At 65.5% G+C, this 24,442-nt stretch carries 26 protein-coding genes; 12 read left to right on the top strand and 14 right to left on the bottom strand.

The annotated features are described in order from the left end of the window. Window positions 1-45 precede the first annotated feature (45 nt). Genes arsC through H7A12_09210 form a run of 4 tightly spaced genes read left to right on the top strand, consistent with a single transcriptional unit; the run spans window position 46 to window position 2,998 of the window. On the top strand, window positions 46-399 hold the full coding sequence (arsC, locus tag H7A12_09225) for an arsenate reductase (glutaredoxin) (protein MCP5320988.1): 354 nt from the start codon (window positions 46-48) through the stop codon (window positions 397-399). Further along, complete coding sequence (locus H7A12_09220; protein ID MCP5320987.1) at window positions 396-764, top strand: DUF2069 domain-containing protein; 369 nt, start codon at window positions 396-398, stop codon at window positions 762-764. Before arsC ends, H7A12_09220 begins: the two co-directional genes overlap by 4 nt. Window positions 765-780: 16 nt before the next feature. Further along, complete coding sequence (gene sppA / locus H7A12_09215; GenBank protein ID MCP5320986.1) at window positions 781-2,622, top strand: signal peptide peptidase SppA; 1,842 nt, start codon at window positions 781-783, stop codon at window positions 2,620-2,622. Window positions 2,623-2,647: 25 nt separating this feature from the next. Next, the gene (locus H7A12_09210) at window positions 2,648-2,998 is read left to right on the top strand and encodes a diacylglycerol kinase family protein (GenBank protein ID MCP5320985.1); all 351 of its coding nucleotides are present in this window, start codon (window positions 2,648-2,650) and stop codon (window positions 2,996-2,998) included. A 1-nt stretch (window position 2,999) separates the two neighbouring features. Here H7A12_09210 and H7A12_09205 read toward each other — a convergent pair whose 3' ends face one another. The 4 genes from H7A12_09205 to H7A12_09190 all read right to left on the bottom strand — a co-directional run bounded on the left by H7A12_09205 (window position 3,000) and on the right by H7A12_09190 (window position 6,672). Beyond that, the gene (locus H7A12_09205; GenBank protein ID MCP5320984.1) at window positions 3,000-3,836 is read right to left on the bottom strand and encodes an HDOD domain-containing protein; all 837 of its coding nucleotides are present in this window, start codon (window positions 3,834-3,836) and stop codon (window positions 3,000-3,002) included. A 29-nt stretch (window positions 3,837-3,865) separates the two neighbouring features. Next, the gene (locus tag H7A12_09200) at window positions 3,866-4,966 is read right to left on the bottom strand and encodes a Zn-dependent alcohol dehydrogenase (GenBank protein MCP5320983.1); all 1,101 of its coding nucleotides are present in this window, start codon (window positions 4,964-4,966) and stop codon (window positions 3,866-3,868) included. Window positions 4,967-5,097: 131 nt separating this feature from the next. Continuing rightward, window positions 5,098-6,216 carry a 3,4-dihydroxy-2-butanone-4-phosphate synthase gene (gene ribB, locus H7A12_09195; GenBank protein MCP5320982.1) on the bottom strand — a complete coding sequence of 373 codons (1,119 nt, stop codon included), beginning with the start codon at window positions 6,214-6,216 and terminating at the stop codon, window positions 5,098-5,100. A gap of 36 nt (window positions 6,217-6,252) precedes the next feature. Then, complete coding sequence (locus tag H7A12_09190; GenBank protein ID MCP5320981.1) at window positions 6,253-6,672, bottom strand: hypothetical protein; 420 nt, start codon at window positions 6,670-6,672, stop codon at window positions 6,253-6,255. Window positions 6,673-6,862: 190 nt separating this feature from the next. Between H7A12_09190 and H7A12_09185 the strand changes: the two genes are divergently transcribed. Continuing rightward, window positions 6,863-7,330: a MaoC family dehydratase gene (locus tag H7A12_09185; protein MCP5320980.1), complete on the top strand. Its 468-nt coding sequence runs from the start codon at window positions 6,863-6,865 to the stop codon at window positions 7,328-7,330. 15 nt (window positions 7,331-7,345) lie between these two features. On the opposite strand, the gene H7A12_09180 is transcribed toward H7A12_09185, so the two are convergent. Genes H7A12_09180 through H7A12_09170 form a run of 3 tightly spaced genes read right to left on the bottom strand, consistent with a single transcriptional unit; the run spans window position 7,346 to window position 10,639 of the window. After that, window positions 7,346-9,142 carry a long-chain-acyl-CoA synthetase gene (locus H7A12_09180; GenBank protein ID MCP5320979.1) on the bottom strand — a complete coding sequence of 599 codons (1,797 nt, stop codon included), beginning with the start codon at window positions 9,140-9,142 and terminating at the stop codon, window positions 7,346-7,348. A 32-nt stretch (window positions 9,143-9,174) separates the two neighbouring features. Then, window positions 9,175-10,191, bottom strand: a complete 1,017-nt coding sequence (locus tag H7A12_09175) for an amidohydrolase family protein (GenBank protein ID MCP5320978.1) — start codon at window positions 10,189-10,191, stop codon at window positions 9,175-9,177. 49 nt (window positions 10,192-10,240) lie between these two features. Beyond that, window positions 10,241-10,639, bottom strand: a complete 399-nt coding sequence (locus H7A12_09170; GenBank protein ID MCP5320977.1) for a VOC family protein — start codon at window positions 10,637-10,639, stop codon at window positions 10,241-10,243. 176 nt (window positions 10,640-10,815) lie between these two features. Between H7A12_09170 and H7A12_09165 the strand changes: the two genes are divergently transcribed. From H7A12_09165 to H7A12_09145, 5 genes are all read left to right on the top strand, one after another. Continuing rightward, window positions 10,816-11,661, top strand: a complete 846-nt coding sequence (locus tag H7A12_09165) for a GFA family protein (GenBank protein ID MCP5320976.1) — start codon at window positions 10,816-10,818, stop codon at window positions 11,659-11,661. Window positions 11,662-11,748: 87 nt separating this feature from the next. Then, window positions 11,749-12,180: a thioredoxin family protein gene (locus tag H7A12_09160; protein ID MCP5320975.1), complete on the top strand. Its 432-nt coding sequence runs from the start codon at window positions 11,749-11,751 to the stop codon at window positions 12,178-12,180. 182 nt (window positions 12,181-12,362) lie between these two features. Continuing rightward, window positions 12,363-13,328, top strand: coding sequence for a MaoC family dehydratase N-terminal domain-containing protein (locus H7A12_09155; GenBank protein ID MCP5320974.1), 966 nt, complete (start codon window positions 12,363-12,365; stop codon window positions 13,326-13,328). 30 nt (window positions 13,329-13,358) lie between these two features. After that, window positions 13,359-13,787 (top strand): acyl dehydratase, encoded by a 429-nt coding sequence (locus H7A12_09150; protein ID MCP5320973.1) that lies wholly within the window; start codon window positions 13,359-13,361, stop codon window positions 13,785-13,787. A 3-nt stretch (window positions 13,788-13,790) separates the two neighbouring features. Beyond that, on the top strand, window positions 13,791-14,966 hold the full coding sequence (locus H7A12_09145) for a lipid-transfer protein (GenBank protein MCP5320972.1): 1,176 nt from the start codon (window positions 13,791-13,793) through the stop codon (window positions 14,964-14,966). Between the two features lie 72 nt (window positions 14,967-15,038). Here the strand turns inward: H7A12_09145 and H7A12_09140 are convergent, their stop codons facing one another. The 5 genes from H7A12_09140 to H7A12_09120 are packed head-to-tail and all read right to left on the bottom strand — an operon-like array spanning window position 15,039 to window position 19,956. After that, a complete protein-coding gene (locus tag H7A12_09140) occupies window positions 15,039-16,238 on the bottom strand; it encodes an ABC transporter permease (GenBank protein ID MCP5320971.1) in 1,200 nt (399 codons plus the stop codon). Beyond that, on the bottom strand, window positions 16,238-16,948 hold the full coding sequence (locus H7A12_09135) for an ABC transporter ATP-binding protein (protein ID MCP5320970.1): 711 nt from the start codon (window positions 16,946-16,948) through the stop codon (window positions 16,238-16,240). The genes H7A12_09140 and H7A12_09135 overlap by 1 nt, the downstream gene beginning before the upstream one ends. Next, the gene (locus H7A12_09130; protein ID MCP5320969.1) at window positions 16,945-18,204 is read right to left on the bottom strand and encodes an efflux RND transporter periplasmic adaptor subunit; all 1,260 of its coding nucleotides are present in this window, start codon (window positions 18,202-18,204) and stop codon (window positions 16,945-16,947) included. Before H7A12_09130 ends, H7A12_09135 begins: the two co-directional genes overlap by 4 nt. Further along, window positions 18,201-19,673 (bottom strand): efflux transporter outer membrane subunit, encoded by a 1,473-nt coding sequence (locus H7A12_09125; GenBank protein ID MCP5320968.1) that lies wholly within the window; start codon window positions 19,671-19,673, stop codon window positions 18,201-18,203. The genes H7A12_09130 and H7A12_09125 overlap by 4 nt, the downstream gene beginning before the upstream one ends. A gap of 25 nt (window positions 19,674-19,698) precedes the next feature. After that, complete coding sequence (locus tag H7A12_09120) at window positions 19,699-19,956, bottom strand: DUF1653 domain-containing protein (GenBank protein ID MCP5320967.1); 258 nt, start codon at window positions 19,954-19,956, stop codon at window positions 19,699-19,701. 141 nt (window positions 19,957-20,097) lie between these two features. Between H7A12_09120 and H7A12_09115 the strand changes: the two genes are divergently transcribed. Beyond that, window positions 20,098-21,060 (top strand): NAD(P)H-binding protein, encoded by a 963-nt coding sequence (locus tag H7A12_09115; protein MCP5320966.1) that lies wholly within the window; start codon window positions 20,098-20,100, stop codon window positions 21,058-21,060. 18 nt (window positions 21,061-21,078) lie between these two features. Here H7A12_09115 and H7A12_09110 read toward each other — a convergent pair whose 3' ends face one another. Further along, window positions 21,079-21,894: an SDR family oxidoreductase gene (locus tag H7A12_09110; protein MCP5320965.1), complete on the bottom strand. Its 816-nt coding sequence runs from the start codon at window positions 21,892-21,894 to the stop codon at window positions 21,079-21,081. A 249-nt stretch (window positions 21,895-22,143) separates the two neighbouring features. Here H7A12_09110 and H7A12_09105 point away from each other — a divergent pair, with 249 nt between their 5' ends. Then, window positions 22,144-23,274, top strand: a complete 1,131-nt coding sequence (locus tag H7A12_09105) for a patatin-like phospholipase family protein (GenBank protein MCP5320964.1) — start codon at window positions 22,144-22,146, stop codon at window positions 23,272-23,274. Here the strand turns inward: H7A12_09105 and H7A12_09100 are convergent. Further along, a complete protein-coding gene (locus H7A12_09100) occupies window positions 23,258-24,385 on the bottom strand; it encodes a nitronate monooxygenase (GenBank protein MCP5320963.1) in 1,128 nt (375 codons plus the stop codon). The two genes, H7A12_09105 and H7A12_09100, sit on opposite strands and share 17 nt — an antisense overlap. Window positions 24,386-24,442: the final 57 nt, after the last annotated feature.

The following is a 24,442-nucleotide window of genomic DNA, read 5'->3' as shown; positions in this document are numbered from 1 at the left end:
GCGAACGGGTGGCCGGCATTAAATCAGAAAGCTGCGGAAGGCGTCATGAACGAGGTCGTGATCTACCACAACCCGCGTTGTTCCAAATCGCGTGAGGCGCTCGCCTGGCTGCGTGAGCGTGGCATCGAGCCGCGAGTCGTGCTGTACATGGAGCAGGGACTCGAAGTGGCTGAAGTACGCGGGTTGCTGCAGAGGCTCGGCATCGGAGCGCGCGAGTTGCTGCGCAGCAGCGAGAGTGCCTACCGCGAGCGCGGACTTGCGGACGCCGCGTTGTCCGAGACGTCGCTGCTGCGTGCAATCTGCGAGGAACCACGTCTGCTGCAGCGTCCGCTGGTCCTGTGCGGCGAGCACGGGGTGATCGCGCGCCCTGCAGAGCGCGCTGCCGACGTGCTTGCATGAGCGATTCGATGACGGAGCTGGCGCGTCGGGTCACCCTCGGCGGTTACGTGCTGCTGCTCGCGGTGCTCTCGCTGCAGGTATTCGGCATCGCGACGGTGGAGCCCGCGACCCGCGGTTTTCTGTGGGTGATCTGGGTCGGGCCTCTGGTGGTATTCCTGCCCGGGCTGCTGCGCGGAACCTGGAAATCCTACATCTGGCTGTGTTTCGTGTTGCTCGTCTACTTCATGGGGACCGTATCGGGTCTTGCCGCACCACCGAACGCGGCCGGCGAATGGCTGCAGCTCGTGCTCGTGTGCCTGGTATTCACGTCGGCGATGTTCTACGCGCGCTGGCGGCAACGGGAGCTCGCCGGACATGGCGCCTGAGCGAGGAGAGGATCCGATGGGGCAAAGGCACAGAGGTCTGCTGCGCCGCGCGTTTGCATGGCTGTGGGCTTGCGTCGGCTGGTTGCGGGTATCGCTGTCCAACCTGGTCTTTCTGCTGCTGCTCGTCGTAGTGTTCTTCACGCTGTTTTCCGAGCGCCTGCCGCAGGTGCCTGATGGCGCGGCGCTGGTCATCGATCCGTCGGGAGCGGTCGTCGAGCAGCTCAGCTTTGTCGATCCGTTGGCGAATCTGTTCGGCAGAGGACAGCAGGGTGAGCGTGAAACCCTGCTGCGCGATCTGGTCGAGGCGGTGCGCCACGCGAAGGACGATCGGCGTATCGCGATGATCGTGCTGGCTACCGATGCGCTGGCCGGTGCCGGCATCACGAAGATCGCGGACATGGCGGCGGAGCTGGATGCGTTCCGTGCCACCGGCCGCAAGGTGGTCGCTGTCGGTGATGCATTCACGCAGGAGCAGTACCTGCTCGCCACACAGGCCGACGAGATCTGGATGCATCCGCTGGGGTCGGTCGAACTCAGTGGTTATGCGTCGTATCGCAACTACTATGCTGGCGTGCTGCAAAAGCTGCGCATCGATCTGCACGTGTTTCGCGCGGGCACCTTCAAATCCGCGTTCGAGTTTCTCGAGCGCAGCGACATGTCCGATGCAGACCGTCTGGCAACGGGTGAGCTGCTGCGCGAGGTATGGAGCGCTTTCACCGCCATCGTCACCGACCGCCGCCACCTGCCTCCCGAGGCCGCAGACCAGTACGCGAACCGTATCGACACGATTCTCGAGCGTCATGCGGGCGACGCCGGTGCCGCAGCGCTGGAATACGGCTTCATCGATGCGCTGAAATCGCGTGCAGCCATCGACAAGGCGCTGAAGGAGATGGTCGGTGCGGATCGCGACGGCAACGTGAACTCGCTCGGCTTCCGTGACTATCTCGCTGCGGTGCGACCCTCGTTCGATCTTGCGCAGGAACGCAAGCAACCGGCGGTTGGCGTGATCGTCGCCAGCGGGATGATCCTCGACGGCGAGCAACCGGCAGGTACGGTCGGAGGAGAGACGCTGGCTCGCCTGATCGACGGTGCGGCAACCGACGCCCAGGTGGCAGCCCTGGTGCTGCGGGTCGACTCACCCGGAGGCAGTGCGTTCGCATCGGAGATCATTCGTGAGGCGCTGCTCGAATTCCGTGCCACCGGCAAGCCGCTGGTGGTCTCGATGGGCAGCGTGGCGGCTTCGGGCGGCTACTGGATTGCGGCGCCGGCCGACGAGATCTGGGCCGCGCCGACCACGATCACGGGTTCGATCGGTGTGCTGAGTGCGTTTCCGAGCTTTGCGCGTGCACTGGGTGAGCTCGGCATCCACAACGATGGCGTTGCGACCACGCGCAGCGCCGGTGGTCTCGATCCTTCGCGCGAGCTGTCGCCACAGATGCGCAAGGTGATGGAGCTCGCGAACGCGTACACCTATCGCCGTTTCATGGAGATCGTCGCCGAGGGGCGAGGAATGCCGGTCGAGCGGGTGGCGGAGCTCGCCGAGGGCCGGGTCTGGACGGGCGCTCAGGCCGAGGCCAACGGACTCGTCGATCACCTCGGCAACCTCGACGATGCGATCGCGGCCGCAGCCCGCCTGGCGACGCTCGATACATGGCGTACGCGCTGGATCGAGGAGCCGCGTTCGCTGGCCGCCCAACTGCTGGCGAGGTTGTCGCTGACACCGCAGTCGCTGCTCGCCCGGCTCGCAGGTGGCATGGCTGCCGGCATCGCACTCGATGAGCCTGCGCGCGCGCTTGCAACGGCGCTGCGCACTCCGGGCGCACAGTACGCGCTGTGCAGTGCCTGCGTGCCGCTGTGACGATCGCGGCCGGGTATGCAGCCGCATGATCCGCAGCCGGATCGCGAGTTTCGGCTACGCGTTCGAGGGGCTGGCCGTGCTGTTGCGCACGCAGCCGAATGCGTGGATCCACGCTGTTGCCACCGTGCTGGTCGTCCTGGCGGCCTGGTGGCTGGAAGCGGCGGCCAGTGACTGGGCCCTGCTCGTGGTGGCCATGACGCTGGTCTGGGTGGCAGAAGGGTTGAACACGGCGATCGAGTTTCTCGCCGATGCGGCCGTTCCGGATCACCATGCTCTGATCAAGCACGCGAAGGACGTCGCTGCTGCTGCAGTATTGCTCGCGTCGCTCGCTGCCACCGTGATCGGCGTGCTGGTGTTCGTGCCGCTGTTCGACTGATTCAGGCAGCCTGGTGACGCTGCAGCAGTACCTCGGCAACGTCTGCCAGATGCTGCAGCGATTCGGTGATGATGGTGTCCAGGGCAACACCATCGAGCCGGGCGAGTTCGATTGCGCGTGGATTGCAGGCGATGAGCGGGTCGTTGCTCGCGGGATCTGCCTCCAGGGTACGCGCGATGCCGCGCGCCACATGCACCAGCGCGCATTCACGCGCATGCTCCTCGCTGCGCCATGGCTCGGACTGGCAGGCGCACATGGCGACCAGCACTGGCGGGAACTGCCAGGCGCGCATCAGTTCGGCACCGAGCTCCACGTGGTCGCAACCGATGAGCTCGCGTTCGCTGTCTTCCAGTGTGGCACCGGTGGAGCGCGAGCGCTCGAGCGCTGCGGTGTACTGCACGGGCGCGACAAGGCACATCACCAATTCGCCGATGCCGTGCAGCAGGCCGCCGACGAACAGGCGCTCGCTGTCGAACGTCCTGCTGCTTGCGGCCAGCATGCGCGCGATGATGCCGGTATGCAGGCTGTGGCGCCAGAAGTTCCCCAGATCCAGATCCGCCAGGGCGAGTTGCTCGAAGGTTCCGATCACGGAAGTCGTGAGCACCAGATCGTGCAGGCGCGAGATGCCCATCAGGTTGACCGCCAGCGAGATCGTTTCGATTTTCCGGCTGACGCCGAAGAAGGCGCTGTTGGCCACGCGCAGCAGGCGTGCGGTCAACGCCGGATCGAGTTGCACGGCGCGCGCAAAGTCCTCGATCGTGCTCTGCGGATCGTCCATCAGCGAACGGATTCCGAGATAGGCTTCGGGCAGGCTCACCAGATCGCGGACCCTGGCCACGAGCTCCCTCGCTACCTGCGACATCGGGATCAGATCTCGATCACGGTCCGGATGCCGCGTCCTGCCGCCATGTCGGCGAAGCCTTCGTTGACTTCGGCAAGCGGTCGGCGCGCGGTGATCAGCCCTTCGAGGTCGAGCTTGCCGGCACGCCACAGAGCGATCAGGCGCGGGATTTCTCGCAGCGAATTGCAGCTCCCGAGCAGGCAGCCACACAGCCGCTTCGCCGATGATGCGAACATCACCACGTTCTCGATCGTCACGCCCTGATCGAACGGTGGTGCACCGACGCAGACGGTCATGCCTCCCCTGCGGGTCAGCGCAAGGCAGCTTTCGATCAGGGCAGCAACCCCCGCCGTCTCGAACGCGTAGTCGACGCCGATCGAATCCGTGAGTTCCATGACCCGTGCGCCCAGATCGTCGTTCAAGGGGTCGACGGCGTGCGTGGCACCCATCGCAATGGCTGCGTCGCGGCGTGCCGCTACGGGATCGGAGACGATGACCCGAGCCGCGCCGGCAATTCTCGTTCCCTGTACCGTCGACAGTCCGATGCCGCCCAGGCCCTGGATCAGCACGGTAGCTCCCGGCTCGACGCGTGCCGTGTTCAGTACCGCGCCCACACCGGTCTGCACCGCGCAGCCGATCACGCAGGCCACGTCGAGCGGTACGTCGGCCGGAACCTTGATGGCGCCGTTCGCCGGTGTGATCACGTATTCGGCGAGTGCACCCAGGCCGACGCCGCGCAGCACGCGCTTCCCGCCGCGGGACAGCCCGGTGCTGCCGTCTGGCAGAGTCATTGTCGCAATGCCGATTCCGTCGACGCACAGGCTGTGCTGGCCGCGCAGGCAGTAGTAACAACGTCCGCACGGTGGTGTTGCGGTCATGACGACCGGATCGCCGGGTGCGAGATGGGTGACACCCGGACCCACCGACTCGACCACTCCAGCGGCCTCGTGACCCACGATGATCGGTTCACCGAACGGAAACGCACCGGAAATCATGCTGTAATCGGAGTGGCACAGGCCGCAGTAGCGCACGCGCACGCGCACCTCGCCAACGCGCGGCGCGATGATTTCGACGTCATCGCGGATGACGAGTGGCTGGCCCGGGGCTTCCAGTACGGCTGCGCGCATGCGGTGGTACTCCACTGTGGTTTGCTGGCGTGCAGCCTAGCCAGCCGGGCGGAATCCGGTCAACCTCGCCGTGCCGGCGGTGGCATTACGATCGTGCAAGTTCGGCGGCGCCATGGTCTGCACCCCACGACTCAGGCATGTTCGATGAATTCGACGATCTCGAGATTGAATCCGGATATCGCGCTGTAGCGGGTCGGGGAATTCATGACGCGCATGCGCTGCACGCCGATGTCCTTCAGGATCTGCGAGCCGGTGCCGTTCACACGCCAGAAACGCTGGCCTTTTTCGCTGCTGCTGCCCTGCGGTTGCGGCCTCTCGGGGTAGCTTTCGATCTGCTGCAGCAGTTCCGCTGTGTTCCGGTTGCGCGAGACCAGTACCAGCACCCCGTGTTCCTCGGCTGCGATGCGCTGCAGCGCCGAGTCGAGCGACCAGCTCCGCTTCACTCCGGGCGGTTCGGCGCGGAACAGGTCGCGCAGCATGTCGAGTGCGTGTACGCGCACCAGCGTCGGATGATCCGCGCTGATCTCGCCCCGGATCAGCGCGAAGTGCGCACTGCCGTCGATCAGGTCGACGTAGCTCAGCAGCCGCATCCGGCCGTAAGCGGTGTCGATCACGCTTTCGTGGCGCCGCGCCACGGTCTGGTCGTGCAGCGCCCGGTACGCGATCAGATCGGCGATCGTTCCGATGCGCAGTTCGTGCCGTGCGGCAAACTGCTCCAGCTCGGGTCGACGCGCCATCGTGCCATCTTCGTTCATGATCTCCACGATGACTGCCGCCGGTTCGAAACCGGCCAGCCGTGCGAGGTCGCAGCCCGCCTCGGTGTGCCCGGCGCGTGTCAGCACTCCGCCGGGCTTCGCGACCAGCGGAAAGATGTGGCCGGGCTGGACGATGTCGGTAGGGCCGGCGTCGCGGGCGATCGCGGCGTGCACGGTGGCGGTGCGACCGGCAGCGGTGATTCCCGGGACGCTCAGGCGGGCAGCGTCGATCGACACCGTGAAATTCGTCTCGTGCTGCGAGAGGTTCTTCTGCACCATCAAGGGCAGCGCAAGACGCTGGGCGCGTGCTTCGGTGATCGGCAGGCAGATCAGCCCGCAGGCCTGTGACGCGAAGAAGTTGATGTGCTCGGCGGTCACCGCTTCGGCGGCGATGATCAGGTCTCCCTCGTTCTCGCGATCTTCGTCGTCCATCAGAACGACCATGCGCCCGGCGCGCATGTCGTCGATGATGTCCTGGATGGCACTGATCGGCATCGTTGCGCTCTGCGTGGGGTCTGGGTCGGGAGGGATTCAGCGTTGTGGCGGCAGGTCGAGCAGCAGTGTGTACGCCCTCACGAGACGGCCGGATGGCCAGCGTACCTGCACGACCATGTCCACATAGGGTTCGCTGACAGGCTGGGCAGTCCGTACCTCGATGCTCGCGCGGTCGTTACGGTCGACTTCGAGCTGGAAGTGGAGCGTGCGGGCGGATCCGCTGCGGTGCTCCATGTCGAAACGGTCGTAGTCGGCATCGGGGGCATGACCGACGATGATGCTGTTGCGGTCGACCGTGCCGAGGTGTCCCAGCGGAATCGAGACACGCAACGGCTCGCCGACGCGTGACTGCAGGCTCGCATCGCCAAGGCTGAGCGCGTGTACGGCGCCGGTGGCAAGCAGTGCTGCACAGAGCATCAGCATGCGCCATGCGGCGAACAACGGGGTCGGGGTCATGAATTCCACCTCTGGCGGCGCCTGGTATCGGCTGGAGTATAGGCAGCGCCTCGCGATGCTGCCATCGACGCGGTCACCACCGACGCCGTGGCGCGCGGCGTCGGCACACGGCTACACTGTGCGCCCACGCACGCGCTCCGCCAGCGGCGGGCAGTGCAGATGCAGGCGTCATTGGCTTTCGGAGCAGCACATGAGCACAGTTTTCGATCGTCCCGCGGACCTTATCGGCAGGGAAGGAACACAACTCGGCATCACCGACTGGCTGACCGTGAACCAGCAGCGTATCGACCAGTTCGCCGACGCGACCGGTGACCATCAGTGGATTCACGTCGATCCGGTCAAGGCTGCAGGCGGTCCGTACGGCAAATGCATCGCGCACGGCTACCTCACGCTCGCGCTGGTGAACCTGTTCCTGCCGCAACTGATGCGCGTCGACAATGTGTCGATGGGCGTCAACTACGGCGTCGACAAGGTACGCTTCCCGGCGCCGGTACCGGTCGATTCGCGCATTCGCGGACGCGGCGAAATCGTCGCCGTGGAGGAAGTGAAGGGCGCCGTGCAGGTGATCGTGCGCGTCAGCGTGGAGATCGAAGGCAGCGATCGTCCGGCCTGCGTCGCGGATACGATCAGCCGCTTCTTTCCGGTCCCTGCCGCGTGATGCGCTGCTGACGCTTCAGCTGGTGGTAAGCCGCGCAAGCAGCGCCGCGTCGAGCGGCGCGTAGGTGCCGCGTTCGCGATCGAGCCCGTACAGCGGATCGGCCACCACCTTCCGGTCGAAACCTTCGTCGCGCAACCGCACCTTGCGCAGCTTGTAGTTCACCGTGACCTCTGCCTGCGGCAGGATGCGTACGAACAGCGGCTGTGCGTACACGGGCAGATTTTCGACCGCACAGCGATGGAACGCTTGCGGGTCGAATTTGTGCCCCGGCGTGAGTTCCAGTGCAACCATGCACGCGCGGCCCTCGTGTCCCGGGATCTTCACGCCGTAGACGTTGGTGGTCTCCGCGTCGCCGTAGACCGACAACTGCTGCGCAACCTCGGTGGTCGAGACGTTTTCGCCCTTCCAGCGGAACGTGTCACCGATGCGGTCGACGAAGTAGAAATAACCGTCTTCGTCGAAGCGGAACAGGTCGCCGGAGCGCCACCACGCATCGCCGGGTTCGAACACATCACGACGGATCTTGGCTTCCGTATCGGCAACCGTGGTGTAGCCGTCGAAAGGTGCAACCGGCTCGCCGTTGCCACGCCGGATCTGCCCGTACAGCTCGCCGACCTCACCGGGCCGGCACAGGATGTAGCGTCCCTCGGCATCACGCATCAGCTCGTCGCTGCCCTGGTCGTAGCGCAGCAGGCGGATGTGGCTGCGCTCGGGAAAGGGAATGCGTCCGCAACTGCCCGGTTTCTGGTCGAAGTTGGTCATGTTCGCGTTGGACTCGGTCGCTCCCCAGCCCTCGAGGATCAGCACGTGTTCGCCGAAGCGTTGCTTGAACCGCTGCCACACGTCGATGCCGATTCCCGAGCCCATGATCACGCGCAGACCGTGGCCCCGCTCTTCGGGAACCGGCGCCACGTTCACCAGGTAGCGCACCACCTCGCCGACGTACTGGAATGCCGTGACGTTCCAGCGCTTCACATCGGGCCAGAAGCGCGAGACGCTGAAGCGCCGGCGCACCAGCATCGCGGCCCCGGCATGCAGCGCCGTGCTGTAGAGCGACATCAGCGCAGAGCCGTGAAACAGCGGCAGCGCACAGTACAGGACGTCCTGCTGCGACAGTTCGACCACGCTGCACCAGCCGGCGCCGACCGACAGGAAGCGGCCGTGGTTGATCAGTGCCGCCTTGGGCAGCCCGGTGGTTCCCGACGTGAAGATGTAGAAGCACGGACGACGGTTGTCGATGCCCGCACGCAGGGGGCGCAGATCGTTCGCCGTCACGGCGGATGTATCGATGCCGTCCACGTCGCGGGCTTGCGGATGTCCTGGTGCGTCGGGAGTTGCCGCATCCGGGATGCGTACGATCGTCAGTGCATCCAGCGGCAGGTCTTCGGTGTCGCAGAGCTGCGCCATGCATTCGTCACCGATGAACAGTACCTTCGCCGACGTCGCGCGCAGTGCGTGCGCCAGCGCGATGCCAAGCGCGCTGGTATTCAGCAGCCCGGCGATCACGCCGATGCGTGTCAATCCCAGCCAGGCGTAGAAGAATTCCGGACGGTTCTCGATCATCACCGCGCCGACGTCACCCGGGCGCAGCCCGCTCGCGAGCGCGATGCGCGCGTAATGCGCCGAACGTGCCTCGAGTTCCCGCCACGAGACGACTTCGTCCTCGTAGATCAGCGCGGTGCGCTCACCGAGGCGTGCTGCCTGTTCTTCGAAGGCATCCGGCACCAGGTAGTCGGTGCGCATCAGCATCGCAACCGCTGCGGTGCGATGGGTGTCGATGATCTGCTGGGTCTGTTCGCGGGGAATCGTCACGGCTCTGCTCATTCTGTTCGTGGTGGTGTGGTTCAGGTATCGAGTTTCATCCATTGGCGGTAGTTGCGTCCAGCGATGCCGGCCCGTTCGTCGTCGGTCAGCGGCAGCGTCGCAAGCGCCCGCAAGCCCTTCAGTGTTTCGCTGAACTGGAACTCGCCATCGGCAGGAGGCGGACCCGGATGCAGCATCTCGTTCAGGCTGAAGTTGCTGCCATAGAAAATGCGCTCCGTGCCGATCTTTCGGAGGTGCGCGACCATCGCATGCGGATCGATGTGGCCATCGGCAACTTCGGGCAGACGCAGCGACAGGTCACCACAGACGTTCGGGTAGTTGCGCGCGAGTTCGGTGAACTCCGCGTCACTGCCCTTCCCGAAGCGGTGCCCGTGCCCGATGTGCGAGAAGATCAGTCGCAGCTGCGGGAATTCCGCGAGCGCCGCAGCGCAGTGCGACGGGCGGTTGAGTCCGGGAGCCCATTCTGCCGTGACCATCTGCAGCGGGATCTCCCGGGCCTGCAGATGATCGTAAAGTGGCCACAACCGGCGGTCGTCGGCGAGGATCCCGCAGTCGGTGAACTGCGACTTCACGCCCTTTGCGCCACGGCGGATCTTGTCCTCGATCTCGGTGAGCAGCGTGCGCTCGTCCATCACGATCGGGTCGATACCGACGAAGCAGCTCAGGTTCGGGCTGGCGAGCGCTGTCTGCAGTGCCCACTCGTTGTTGTCGACGATACGCTGTGCGATCCGTGCCCTCAGCTCACGGTCGGCGAGCGCGCGATCTGCCGGGTCGTCCGGCAGCGTGAACTGGCCGTCACGGTAGTACATGCCGGACCACGTGAACATCAGGATGTTCGCGTGCCGGACTCCGGTGCGTTCGAGCATTGCCTGTACCTGCTCAAGCGTGCCGATCACCGGCGGATTCGGCGGGCCGCTGCGTGTGGCACCACGCATCAGGAAGTAGTGGTAGAGCTCCTGTGTGTGAGCCGCAGACCGCTGCACGTGGATGTGCGCGTCGATGACCTCTACATCACGTGTGAAATCGTCGATATCCATGGCGTCATTCTCGCGACGGGGCGGAGTCCGGCAACGGGGGGGTACGGTCCTACAGCATTTGCACGAGTTCGAGCAGGCGACCGTCGGGGTCCATCGTGAACGCCACGCGTACGCCGTGCGCCGGATCGTCTTTCGGTGCCTGGACCACCGAGCCACCGGCCGCCACTATCCTGGTCACCAGTGCGTCGACGTCCCGGGTCTGGAAGCCGAGGATCGAGTCACTTGCTGCCGGCGGCTTGCGATTCGGAAACTTCCACACGATCAGCGGCACACTCTCTCCCATCCGTTCGCCATGGATCAGGATGATTTCCTCGAACGCTTCGTCGGCGATCTCCCCCTTCAGGCGCTGGAATTCGCGCAAACCCATCGTTGTCTGGTAGAAACCGGCGATGCGATCGAGATCGTCGACGACGATCTTGGTGAAGCCGAAGAATGTCTCGTGAGCCATGGCGCCCGCCCGTTCGTGTGTGCATGCCGCAGCGCCGCGCACGGGCGCCGCGGGCCAGTGTATGCGCTTTTGCTTAGGGATAAGTGACAAAGCGTTCAGGCCGATGGCTTCCGTGTCGTGCCGGGTGCAGAATGCACTCCGAGCAGCCGGTCGGAGCCGGCCACGAGGAAGCCCGGATGATCGAAGCCAGTTGTCTGTGCGGGGAGGTCGAGTGGTCGGTCGAGGAGCCGCTCGGCACCATGACGCATTGCCATTGTGCGCGCTGCCGCAAGGCCCACGGCTCGGCGTTCGCCACCTACGTGGGTGCGCGCGCCGCCGGTTTTTCGCTGCGCGCCGACGTCGCGATCGGGCGCTACGCGTCTTCGGCCGGAGGCGAACGGTGCTTCTGCACGCGCTGCGCCGCCGTGGTACCCGGTGAGCCGGTCGGCAAGTGGATCTTCGTGCCGGCCGGCAACTTCCACGCCGATCCGGGCGTGCGGCCGGGCCGGCACATCTTCGTGGCCTCGAAGGCGCCGTGGCACACCATCGACGACGGATTGCCGTGCTTCGATGCCTGGCCGCCGGGTGCCGGCGGTGCGGTGCTCGAGGACTTGGGGGTGCGCGAGCCGCCCGGTCCCCATCCGCGTGGCAGCTGCCTGTGCGGTGCGGTCGGTTACCGCCTCGCCGGCGCACCACGGCGGGCCGTGAACTGCCACTGCAGCCGTTGCCGGCGCGCGCGTTCGGCCGCATTCGCATCGAACCTGTTTGCGCCGGTCGCCTACACGTGCGGGCAGGAGAAACTCGCGAGCTACACCTTGCCCGGCGTCCCGCGTTTCAGTTATGCATTCTGCACCGTGTGTGGCTCGGGGCTGCCGCGGGCAGACCAGGGTGACGGTCTGGTCGGGGTGCCGATGGGCACGCTCGACGACGATCCGGGCCTGCACCCGCAGGCGCACATCTTCGTGGCTTCGAAGGCGCCGTGGTACACGATCCACGATGCGCTGCCGCAGTTCGAGGAATTCCCGCCGCCCGGGACGCTCTGAAGCGCGCGCCGCCGCTGGTCTGCGTGACCACGGTCGGCGACAATCCGCGTCATTGGTCCATTCCCGGCTTCCTGGTGAGGAAACGACGTGACATCGATGCCCTGTCTGCGCCGCGTTGTCGCGGCGCTGATGTTTGCCGCCGCGGCCACGCTGGCCGAAGCTGGCTGTCCTGAAGTGACCGAAGGCTTCACGTGCAGGGAATACGACCAGCCGCCGCGGCACGCCTCGACGCCGGCGGGTCGCTACGTGATGTACTTCTATATAGAAACCTGTCCGCACTGCCAGGACGCGCGGCCCAAGGTCGACGCCTGGCGCAAGAAGCTGCCACGTGAGATTCGCTACGTCGAGAACATCGCGAAATGGCGTGATCGTGAAGGTGCTGCGTTTGCCTACCGGATCGAGAGCGTCCCGAGTTTCGTGATCGACGGCAAGTACCTGGTTGCAATCGAAAGCTGGGATCCGGCCGACACCGACGCGGCGATCGCACTGGTCAGCCGCCTGGCTGGCGTCAAGCCATAGCCATCCATTCCCTTGGAGGTATCGGTTCGAGAGTTCCCGTGCCCTGCACCGGTCGCGATGGCTTGCAGGGTGGCTCGCAGGGTTTCGCGAAACGCACCGGACCGAATATGCTTGGCACTTCGTCCTGCGGTGCGCAACCCGGGCAGCAGATTCCGGACTCGATACGATGGGGGAAAATCAAGATGACGCCTGAAGAAGTCAACGAATTCGAAGCGAAGATCCGGGCCTTTGTGGGCCGGGAGAACGGGCCGCGCCAGCGTGGCAAGGACGATGTCAACGTCACGATGATTCGCCATTGGGCGGAAGTCCTTGGCGATGAGAACCCGGTCTATACCGACGCGGAATACGCCGCGCGTTCCAGCAAGAAGGGCATTGTCGCACCGGCCTCCATGCTGCAGATCTGGAGCATGGAAGGCTACCCGATGTGCCAGTCGCCGAAGGTCGACGTGCAGCGCCAGCTGCACAACGTGTTCGAATCCTACGGCTACACAGGAACGCTCGGTACCAATACCAAGACCGAGTTCTACCGTGAACTGCGCCCCGGCGACCAGGTGAACTATCACACCATCATCGACAATATCGTCGGCCCGAAGAAGACCGGGCGCGGTGTCGGTTATTTCATCGAGACGGTCACCAACTTCACCGACCAGAACGACGAGCCGATCGGCCGCCAGGTGTTTCGCGTGCTGAAGTTCGTGCCGCCGCCACAGGAGGCGGCTCAGGCATCGGGTGGGCAGCAGGCTGCGGTCGAGGTTCCAACGCGTATCGCGTCGCCGCGCGGACACGACAACGCCTGGTGGTGGGAGGCGGTCGATCAGGGCAGGGTGCTGATCCAGCGCTGCAAGTCCTGCAGCACGCTGCGTCACCCACCGCGCCCGATGTGCGGCGAGTGCCAGTCGATCGAGTGGGATTCGATCGAATCGACGCTCGACGGCGAGGTGTTCAGCTTCACCGAGATCTCGTATCCGCGTTTCCCGGGTTACCCGTACCCGCTGGTGGTCGGCGTGATCCAGCTCGCCGAGGGTACGCGTCTGGTCGCCGGCATTTGCGGCTGCGACCCGAGTGCGGTGCACATCGGCATGAAGGTGAAGGGCAAGGTGGAAAAGGTCGACGAGAAGACCTGGCTGCCGCAGTTCTACCCCGTCTGACACGAATCCAGAGAGCAGCGAGACATCACGATGAACAAGCACACATTGCACCATGGCAGCGTCGCGGTAGGCGACCGGCTGCCGGAACAGAAGATCGACATCACGACCGGTCTGATTGCAGGCGGAGCGATCGCCTCGCGCGACTTCACGCCGGTGCACCACGAGACCAAGGCCGCGCAGGACGTCGGCTTGCCGGACATCTTCATGAACATCCTCACCAGCAACGGTCTGATGGGACGTTTCGTGACCGACTGGGCCGGTCCGGAATCGACGATCAAGAGCATCGACCTGCGCCTCGGTGCGCCGAACGTTCCCGGCGTCGTGATGACGATCACCGGCGAGGTCGTCGCAAAGGACGATGCAGCGGGTACCGTCGATGTGTCGGTGACGGGAGAAAACAACGTCTGGGGCACGCACATGTCGGGCGTCGTGCGTATCGAGTTGCCGAAGGAGGCCTGATTCATGGAACGCAATATTTCGGACCGCGCTGCCATCGTCGGCATCGGTTCAACCGAGTTTTCGAAGGATTCCGGGCGCTCGGAGCTCTCGCTGGCCGCCGAGGCGGTGAAGGCAGCACTCGACGACGCAGGGCTCAAGCCTTCCGACGTCGACGGCATGGTGACGTTCACGATCGACCAGAACGAGGAAGTCGACGTCGCACGTACCGTGGGCTGCAACGACCTCACGTTCTACAGCCGCGTTCCCTATGGTGGCGGCGCGGCAACCGGATGCGTGCTGCAGGCCGCGATGGCGGTCGCCACCGGCATTGCCGACACCGTGGTCGTCTACCGTGCGCTGAACGGCCGCTCGGGGCATCGCTACTCCAAGGGCGTCTCCGGTGACCTGATCACCGGCAGCGCGATCCACTACGGCTGGTACATGCCGTTCGGCCTGCTGACGCCGGCCTCATGGGTGGCGACGTTCACGCAGCGCTACATGCACCTGACCGGCTGCACGGAGGATGCGTTCTTCGAAGTCGCACACTCTGCACGCGAGTACGCGGTCACCAATCCGGCAGCGTTCTTCTACAAGCGACCTTTCGATCGCGCCGAGTACGATGCGGGCAAGAAGATCTGCTCGCCGCTGAAGATCTACGACTGCTGCCAGGAGAGCGATGGTGGCTCGGCCGTGATCGTCACGACACCGGAACGGGCGCGTGACCTGAAGCAGCCCGGTGTGCTGATCCGCGGTGTTGCGCAGTGCTCGGCGAAGGATCAGGAGGAAATGACCTCGTTCTATCGTCCCGAGATCGGCTGTCTGCCGGAGATGGACATCGCGGCGAAGAAGGCCTACGAGCAATGCGGCCTCAGTGCTGAGGACATCGACGCGGCGGTGCTCTACGACGCATTCTCGCCGATCGTGCTGTGGCAGCTCGAGTCGTGGGGTTTCTGCAAGTACGGCGAGGCACAGGATTTCATCAAGGACGGGGCGTTGCGCATCGGTGGACGCCTGCCGACCAATACCCACGGCGGTCAGCTCTCCGAGGCGTACATCCATGGCGTCAACGGCATCGTCGAGGCGGTACGCCAGGTGCGTGGCACTTCGGTGAACCAGCCGAAGAAGACCATCAACCACGCGTTGGTGACTTCCGGTGTCGGCGTGCCTACCGGCGGAGCGATTCTCGGCCGGATGAACTGACGCCGCTCGTGACAGCGGCCGCACGCTGCAGGGATGCAGCGTGCGGACCGGGGTGCACGCCCCGGGATTGGGTCATTCGTGACGCAGCGCGTCGATCGGGTCCAGGCGCGCTGCCCGGCGTGCCGGGAAGTAGCCGAACAGCACCCCGATCAGCGCCGAGAACGCAAAGGACAGCAGATAGACGCCACTCGTGAACACGAATGGCAGGTTCATCGCGTGGGCAATCGACAGCGAGACGATGGTAGCCAGCACGATGCCTGCGAGCCCGCCGAGGGTGGCGAGCACTACCGCCTCGACCAGGAACTGCAGCAGCACCTCGCGTTCGAGTGCTCCGATCGCGAGACGGATCCCGATCTCGCGCGTGCGCTCGGTGACCGATACCAGCATGATGTTCATGATGCCGACGCCACCGACCAGCAGGCTCACCGCGGCGACCGCACCGAGCAGCGTCGTCATCGTGCGTGTGGTGCCGGTCAACGCTTCCATGAGCTGACGTGGGTCCATCACCATGAAATCGTCATTCTGGTTGCGGCCGATGCGGCGGCGCTCGCGCATGATGCCGGTAACCAGGTTCTTGGCCGTATCGAGCGAGTTCACGTTGCGCACGGCAACCTGGATATAGCCGATGTCCGGCGTGCCGTTCAGCCGCCGCTGCACGGTGCGCAACGGCATCAGCACGGTGTCGTCCTGGTCACGCCCCATCGCCGACTGGCCCCGTGCGGCGAGCATGCCGATCACCTGGCAGGCGAACTTGCCGACACGGATATGTTCCCCGAGCGGGTCGGCCGAACCGAACAGCTCCCTGCGCACCGTTGCACCGAGCAGGCACACCGCAGTGCCGGCTCGCTGTTCTGCCGCAGTGAAGCTGCGACCGTCGGCAAGGGCCCACTTGTTCGCGAACAGATAGTCGGACGTGGTGCCGGTCACGCTGGTGCTCCAGTTGCGTGCGTTGCGCACCACCGTCACGCTCGCGCTGGCGACCGGAACCACGGCATCGGCTTCATGGACCTCCCTCGCGAGCGCCTCGACGTCGGCGCTGCGGAAGTTCGCGGCTCCTTCGGGTGGCCCCATGCGTCGGCCGGGACGCACGGTGAGCAGATTGCTGCCCATACTGCCGATCTGTTCCTGGATCGACCGCGTCGCGCCGTTGCCGAGCGTGACCATCGTGATCACGGCGGCAACGCCGATCACGATGCCGAGCACGGTCAGAAACGAACGCATCGGGTTGCGACCGATGGCACGCAGCGCGAGCAGCATGGCGTTGCCGAGCATCAGTGCTGTCCTGCGGTCGGGGCGTCGGCAACGATGCGCCCGTCGAGGAAACGGATCACGCGCCTTGCGTATGCGGCCACGTCGGCTTCGTGGGTCACCATCACTATCGTGATTCCCTGTTCGCCGTTCAGGCGCGTCAGCAGTTCCATGATCTCGTGCGTGGTGCGTGTGTCGAGGTTGCCGGTCGGCTCGTCGGCGAGCAGGACCACCGGGTCGGTGACTATCGCGCGTGCGATGGCGACGCGCTGTTGCTGGCCGCCGGACAGCTCGGCTGGCGTATGCCGTTCGCGCTCGGCGAGTCCGACGGCGGCGAGCGCGGCCCGCGCCATGGCGTGGCGTTTTGCGGTCGGTTCGCCACGATAGATCAGGGGCAGTTCGACGTTTTCCAGCGCCGAGGTACGCCCCAGCAGGTTGAAGCCCTGGAACACGAAGCCGATGTAGCGCCGGCGCAACAGCGCGCGCTGGTTGCGTGTCAGCGTCTCGACCCGTACACCGCCGAATTCGTAACTGCCGCTGCTTGCCGAGTCCAGGCAGCCGATGATGTTCATGACAGTCGATTTGCCTGATCCGCTCGGCCCCATCACGGCAACGAACTCGCCCACTGCGATCGAGAGCTCCACATCGTGCAGCACCTGCACGCGCGCGTCACCGCTACCGTAGCTGCGCGTGATATCGCACAGACGGATCAGCGGTTCGGTACTCGCATTCAAGCACGCTTCTCCATGCGCTCGACGATCACGGCCATGCCTTCGCGCAGCTCGTCGCCACCGACCTCGGTAAACGAACCGTCGCTCGCGCCGACACGTACCGGGACCGCACGTAGCTGCCGGTCCTGCAGAACCCAGACACGCTCCGTGCCGTTGCCGGCGTTGCCCGATCCCGGGCGCTGCATGGATGCCGGATGGCGTGGCAGCAGGGCGCCCAGCAGGCCACCGGATGGCGTCGATCCGCCAGCCTGGGGCGCCGGTATGTAGCGCAGTGCGGCGTTCGGGACCAGCAACACGTTGTCACGATGATCGGTCTCGATCTCTGCGGTCGCCGTCATGCCGGGGCGCAGACTGAGGTCGTCGTTATCCACCGTCAGTACGGTCTTGTACGAAATCACGCCTTCCTGTTCCTGCGATCCGAAGCCGACGCGCGTGATGTGCGAAGGGTATTCGCGGCCTGGCCAGGCATCGACCGTGAAGGTGGCTGGCTGGCCTTCCTTGACCTGCGCAACATCGGCCTCGTCGACGGCCACTTCGAGCTTCATTTGCGTGAGATTCTCGGCGAGCGTGAACAGCACCGGTGCCTGCATCTGCGCGGCCACGGTCTGCCCCGGCTCGATCAGCCGGGCCAGCACGATGCCGTTGATCGGCGAGCGGATCGAGGACAGTCCGATATTGGTTTCCACCACGCCCACTGCAGCGCGCAACTGTTCCACTGCCGCCCTGGCGCTGGCGGTCGCGGCCTCGTTGCGCTTCAGCGTTGCTTCGGCGGCGTCGAGTTCCGCGGGTGCGGGAACCTTGCCGCCGGACAGCCTGGCGACGTGCTGCAGGCGCTCGAGATTTGCGTGTGCCTCGGCGGCCGACGCGCGTGCCTGCAGCACCTGCGCCTCGGCAGCAGCCAGCGAGGCCTGTGCCTCGGTGAGCTGATTGCGCAGCCTTCTGGTGTCGAGGCGTGCCAGTTCCTGGCCCTGCGTGACCGTGTCGTTGTCGTCGACGAACACCGCAGCGATGGTGCCGGAGAGCTCACTGCCGACGTCGACCTGGGTGGTCGGTTGCAGGTTTCCGGTGGCAGAGACGGTCACGCGCAGATCGCCGCGACGCAGTTCCGCCGTGCGGTATTCGACACCGTCGCTGCCCTGCGCGTACAGCCACCATGCGACCGAGCCCAACAGGAGCACGCCGGCCGTGATGAGCCATGGAGTGAAGCGCCGGCCGCCGCTGTGTGGGCGAAGGATGTCGTTGATGTCGTCGATTCTCATCCTCGATCCTTCGTGTCTGTGGCAGGGTCCCAGCCACCGCCAAGCGACTTGTAGAGCCGGATCATCGCGCCGGCGGCATCGGCACGTGCAGCAGCCACGGCGCTCTCGGCGTCGAGCCGGGTGCGTTCGGCGAGCAGCAGTGTCGCGAAATCGATCAGGCCCGCCTCGTATTGCGCGCGCGCCAGCGTGGCGGCTGTCCGGGCCGCAGCTGCCGCATCACCGAGTGCGGCATGCTCGCGCTGGCTGCCGTCGAGTGCCGCGAGTGCGTCGGCGGTCTCCTCCAATGCGCTGAAAACGGTGCTCTCCCAGGCCGCGAGCGCCTGTTGCTCGCGTGCATTGCCGATCTCGACCTCGCGTCGCAGGCGACCGGCGTCGAACAGCGTGGCTGCAAGCGAGGAACCCAGTGAGCGCGAACCGGTGTCGTGTGCATCGAGCCCGCTGAACGTGCGTGCCTGCAAGCCGAGGGTGCCGCTGAGCGAAAGCGAGGGGTAGCGCGCCGCAGTGGCGACGCCGATGCGCGCCGTCGCAGCCGCGAGCCGGCGCTCGGCAGCGTGCACATCGGGTCGCCGGCGTAGCGCATCTGCCGGTATCCCTACCGCAAGCTGCCACTGCGGCAATGGTATCGGTTGCGGACGAGCGAGATCTGCCAGGGTGGTCTCCGCAGGATCGGCGAGCAGTGTGCCCAGGCGGTGACGCGTCTGTGCCAGTGCCGTCGTGAGTGCGGGAATACGCGCACGGGTCTGCTCGCGGGCTGCGATTGCCTGCTCCGCATCGAGCGCGCTGGCGAGCCCTGCCATGGTGCGCCACCCGGCGATCTGCGCGGTTTCGGTCTGCATGTCGAGATTGCGCTGTGCGATGTCCAGTTGTTGCTGCAGCCGGCGCAGGTCCGTGTAGTCGAGCGCGACCTCGGCTGCGAGTGATATGCGCAGCGCGTACAGGTCTGCGCGCACTGCCTCCAGTTCTGCCTGTGCGGCTTCGTTGGCGCGGCGTGTGCCGCCGAACAGGTCGATCTCCCAGCCGGCGTCGAAGCCTGCGCGATACAGGCGATTCGTTTGCCCGCGACCGTTCGTATCGTGTCCGTGGCTGTCGGAACGGGAGACGCTGATTCCCGCTGTCGGATACCAGGCTGCAAGCGCCTGCTCGCGCGCTGCGCGCGCCTCGCGCACGCGTGCCTGTGCCGAATGCACGTCAGGGTTGGCGGCGAGCGCGCGTTCGATCAGGTGCTCCAGCAGCGGATCGTCGAAATGCCGCCACCACGTTGCAAGTGCGGCAGGATCGTCCGTCGCATTGCTTTCAGCATCGGGGATCGGTGCACTCCAGCTCGCCGGTGCCGGCGTTGCAGGCGGGCGGTAGTCAGGGCCCACGCTGCAGGCTGCCAGCAGTGCGGCCAGCGCCAGTGCAGCACAGCGTGCAGAACACGGTGGTATCGATGTCTCGTGGTCGAATGCTGCCCGAACTGCCGGTTTCATGCCGTGTCGCCGTACACGCCGTGTCTCAGGCTGGGCGTGCCCTGCCGCCCAGCGGCATGAAGCGGGGCAGCGGCCTTCCGTCGACGATGACGGTCTCGAAGAACATCGAGTGTGGACGCACCCACAGGCCACGCTCGCCGTAGCACGGGCGATAGACGACGAGGTGTTCGCCGGTTTCACTGTGGGTGGCGGTTCCCAGCACCTCGTAGTCGCGACCCTTGTAGTGACGATAGAGACCGGGTTGCAGGCGCTGAGTGATCGGGTCGCCGGCCGATTCCGGCATGACGGTCGTGGGCATCGGATACGGACCTGGCTCGCGGCTGTTGGATCCGCACCATAACGCAGATCAGGTGGCGCGCGCAGCGGAATCTGCCGCAACTCACTACAATCTGGCACGGCTGCTCGTCATCCAGGTGAATCTCAGATGCGTGTGTTCGTGGTCGGTGGAACCGGATTTCTCGGCTGGCATACCGTGCGCTCGTGTCTCGCGCGAGGCTGGAAGGCGACGGTGCTGGGGTTGCCGCCGGGGCCGCCGAAGGGTCTGTTTGCGCGTGGTGTCAGGGTGTTTTCCGGCAACCTGGACGATCTGTCCGACGTGCGTCTGCGCAGCATGTTGCGGGGTCACGATGCGCTCGTCTTTGCTGCAGGAATGGATGAACGCAGCACGCCGCCGCGTCCCGTCTACCCGAAACTGCGCAAGGCGAACGTCGACGACCTGCAGCGGGTGCTGACGCTCGCGCGCGATGCAGGTGGCACGCGCGCAGTCGTGGTCGGTTCGTATTTTGCGCATTTCGCGCGTCGCTGGTCCGAGCTGCAGCTGGGTTCCCACCATCCCTACATCCGCAGTCGCCTCGAGCAGGAGCGCGTTGCGCGCGCGGTGCCGGGGATGGCCGGTATGGTCGTGCAACTGCCTTATGTGTTCGGTGCACTGCCCGTGGAGGGCTGGCAACCCCTGTGGGCTCCGCTGGTGCGCTACCTGCGCCAGAGCGACAGGCTGTACTACCCCGACGGTGGCAGCGCCTGCATTTCGGCCACGGTGGCGGGGGAGGCGATCGCCGCCGCGATCGAGCGCGGCAAGGCGGGTCGCCGCTATCCGATCGGACAGGAGAACCTCGACTGGACCCAGCTGCTGACGCGTCTCGCACTGGCCGACGGGCGCCAGGTTCGCGTGCACACGCTGCCGGCGCGACTGACCCGATTCGGGTTTCAGGCAGGGCACTGGTGGAACCGCCTGCAGGGCAAGGAAAGCGGACTCGACCTGCCGCGCTTTGCCGAACTGCAGATGGAGCGCCTGTTCATCGATCCGGCACCATCACAGCGCGCGCTCGGTTATGCGCTCGACGATCTCGACGAGGCGTTGCGTGCCACCGTTGCCGCGGTGCAGTAAGCAAGCGCCTCGAGCAACTCAGTACACGCTGCCGATACCGCCGTCGTGCATGATCATGGCGCCGGTCACGAAACGCGCTTCCTCGGAAGCGAGGTACACGAAGGCGTGGGCGGTGTCCTCGGGCTGGCTGGTCGTCTTCAGCCAGCTCATCGCGGCAAGCGCGTTCTCGGCCTCGTCCTCGCTTGGCCACAGGCCTGCCTGCACATAGTCGCGCAGACCTTCGCGGATCAGCGGCGTCATCGTGACACCGGGGTGGATCGAATTGACCCGGATACGCCGCGGGCCGAATTCGTTTGCGGCGCACAGCGTCAGCATCCGCCCTGCAGCCTTCGAGACGTGATAGCCGATGTTGCCGGCGTTCGACATGTAGGAGGCCATTGACAGGTTGTTGACGATTGCCCCACCGCCCGCGTGGCGTGTGTGTGCCTCGGCGAGTGCCGGCACACAGGTCTTGATGCCGAGGAACAGGCCATCGTGATTGACGGCCATGACCTTGCGCAGATCCGCGATCGATGTGCTCTCGATGCCACCGTGAATCGACATGCCGGCATTGTTCACCAGCACGTCGAGCGTGCCGAAGGCATCGAGGGTGCGTGCAAGGACCAGCCGCCAGGCTGCTTCGTCGGTCACGTCGTGCGCGAGCAGCAGGAAGCGTCCCTTTCCATGTGTTTGCTCCATGCGTGCAGTGATCGCTTCGGCATCGTCGTGCCGCAGATCGGTTGCCACCACCGCGGTGGCGCCCTCGCGCAGGAACGCGTCACAGACCGCGACACCGATATTGCCGATGCGCCCCGCTCCGGTGACGATCGCAACCTTGCCGGCCAATCGATTCATGGTGTCATCTCCTCATTGCGGCGTCTGGCGGGTGTGGGGCAGTCTGCTTGTGCTTACGCTACGAACGGTACAGCCCGCAGTCAACCGGAATGACGAGCAGGGTGAGGATGAGGAGTACCTCGCCGGCGCACGCTACACTGGAACGCGGGATCCCACGCAGGATACGGCATCCATGCTGGCGGAAACATGCTTCGTACCGCTATCTGGCTTCGGCCCGGCGCCTGGAGCGTTGATGGCATCGCTGCTGCGATGAGTACCGCACTGATTCTCTCCGGTGGTGGTGCGCGTGCAGCGTACCAGGCCGGCGTGTTGCGCGGCGTGATGGAGATCCACGCCCGCGACACACTGCCTTTCGACGTCGTGTGCGGCACTTCGGCCGGAGCGATCAACGCCGCCTGTCTGGCAGCCACGGCGGATCATCCTCAGGCGGGAGTCGCGCGACTCTGTGCAGCATGGCGCGGGGTTCGTCCGTTGGACGTCTACGACCACAGATGGCGCGCCATGCTCGGCAACCTCGCGCGCTTTGCAACGGCTCTGGTCGGGATCGGTGATCGAAGGGCGCCGCGTGCGTTGCTCGACAATGCACCGCTGCGGCAGATGCTGCCGGGCTGGCTGGACTTCGACGCGCTGCATCGCAACGTTGCGGCCGGATTGTTGCGCACACTGTGCATCACCGCGATGGACTATTGCACCGGGACCTCGGTGGCGTTCTTCGAGGGTGGAGATGTGGAGCCGTGGGAGCGGCTGTATCGGCGTGGGGAGCGCACCGTGCTGAATCTCGATCACGTGATCGCATCGGCGGCGATCCCGATCCTGTTCCCCGCGCAGCAGATCGGCACACGCTACTTCGGCGACGGTGCGCTGCGGCAACTGCATCCAATCAGTCCGGCGCTGAAGTGCGGCGCCACACGGCTGTTCGTGATCGGTGTGTCGGCGCCGTTTGCTCCGTCCCATGCCATGTGCGACCGGCGTCGCCCGGGGATCGGACAGATGGCCGGTCACCTGCTGAACCGCGAATTCATCGACAACCTGAGCATGGATATCGAGTTTGGACAACGCTTCAACCGGGTCGCTGCTGCGCTGGAGCCGTCCGAACGCGAACGCTTCGACATGAAGCCGATCGAAACGCTGGTGATCACGCCGTCGGCGCATTTCAACGAAATCGCCGCGCGTCATCTGCATCGTCAGCCGCGCACGCTGAGGTTGTTGCAACGCATGCTCGGTATCACGCCGCGCGGGGCGGGAGCGAGCTTTGCGAGCTACCTGATGTTCGACGGCGAGTTCTGCGAGCGTCTGATGGAGATGGGATATCGCGACGCGCTCGCCGAGCGTGGGCGCGTGCGCGATTTCCTTGCCGGCGGCTTCAGTCCGGCTCGCTGAGACGATTCATCCGCTCCATCGTGTCGGCATATTCCTGCAGCAACCGCTGCACCACGGCGCGGCTGGTCTCGATGTGCTTGATCTGCCCGACCACCTGCCCGACCGGATGGAAGGCAACCTTGCGGGTGTCGTTGCGGGCGACATAGCGGTAGGTGCGGCGCATCGCGTCGGCGCTGACCAGACCCTGCAGCGGCATCGCCAGCGGCTTGGGGTTGCCCGGCTGTGCCCAGGCTTCGGTCCAGTCGTTGCGCAGCATCCGCGCCGGCTTGCCGGTCCATGATGGCGAACGTACGGTGTCTTCACTGGTGGCGGCGAAGTAGCACTCCTTTTCTTCGGGTTCAGCGGATGCCTCGGCGACGGCAAGCCACAGCGAGCCGCACCATACGCCTTCGGCGCCCATGGCAAGTGCGGCGGCCACCTGGCGACCGTTGCCGATGCCGCCCGCTGCCAGCACCGGCAGCGGTGCGACTGCGTCGATGATCTGTGGCCAGAGCACGATTGAACCGACCTCGCCGGTGTGTCCGCCGCCTTCGCTGCCCTGCGCGACGATGATGTCGACTCCATTGCGCTTGTGCTGCAGTGCCTGCTTCACCTTGCCGCACAACGCGGCGACCAGGCGTCCGCTGGCATGGATACGGTCGATGATCTCCTTCGGTGGCGTGCCCAGCGCGTTCGCGATCAGCTTCACGTTCGGGCGCGTGAGTGCTTCGTCAAGCAGCGGCGAGGCGGTCGCCTCGGTCCAGCCGAGCAACCCCATGTGCTCGTCCTTGTCGGGCCACTCCGGTACGCCGTGGTCGCGCAGCAACTGCTCGGCGAAATCGCGATGTCCCTGCGGCACCATGGCGTCCAGTTGCTTCTCGAGTTCCGCAGGATCGAGGTTGCCGCTGCCTTCGTACTTCTGCGGAATCACGATGTCGACCGCGTAGGGCCTGTCGCCGATGTGCGCGTCGATCCAGTCGAGCTCCTCGCGCAGACGCTCCGGCGAGAAGCCGACGGCTCCCAGCACGCCGAGGCCGCCGGCCTTGCTGACGGCGACTACCACGTCGCGGCAGTGCGTGAACGCGAAGATCGGAACCTCGATGCCGAGTCGCTCGCAGATCGGTGTGCGCATATGAATTTCTCCAGCGGTGTCATGCGATGGGCCATCATCGGGCGCATATCATCACGG

The sequence above is a fragment of the Pseudomonadales bacterium genome, from assembly GCA_024234165.1.
Lineage (GTDB): Bacteria > Pseudomonadota > Gammaproteobacteria > Pseudomonadales > UBA5518 > UBA5518.
Note: the sequence above shows the minus strand (reverse complement) of the source record. Positions and strands in the feature narration are given on the sequence as shown.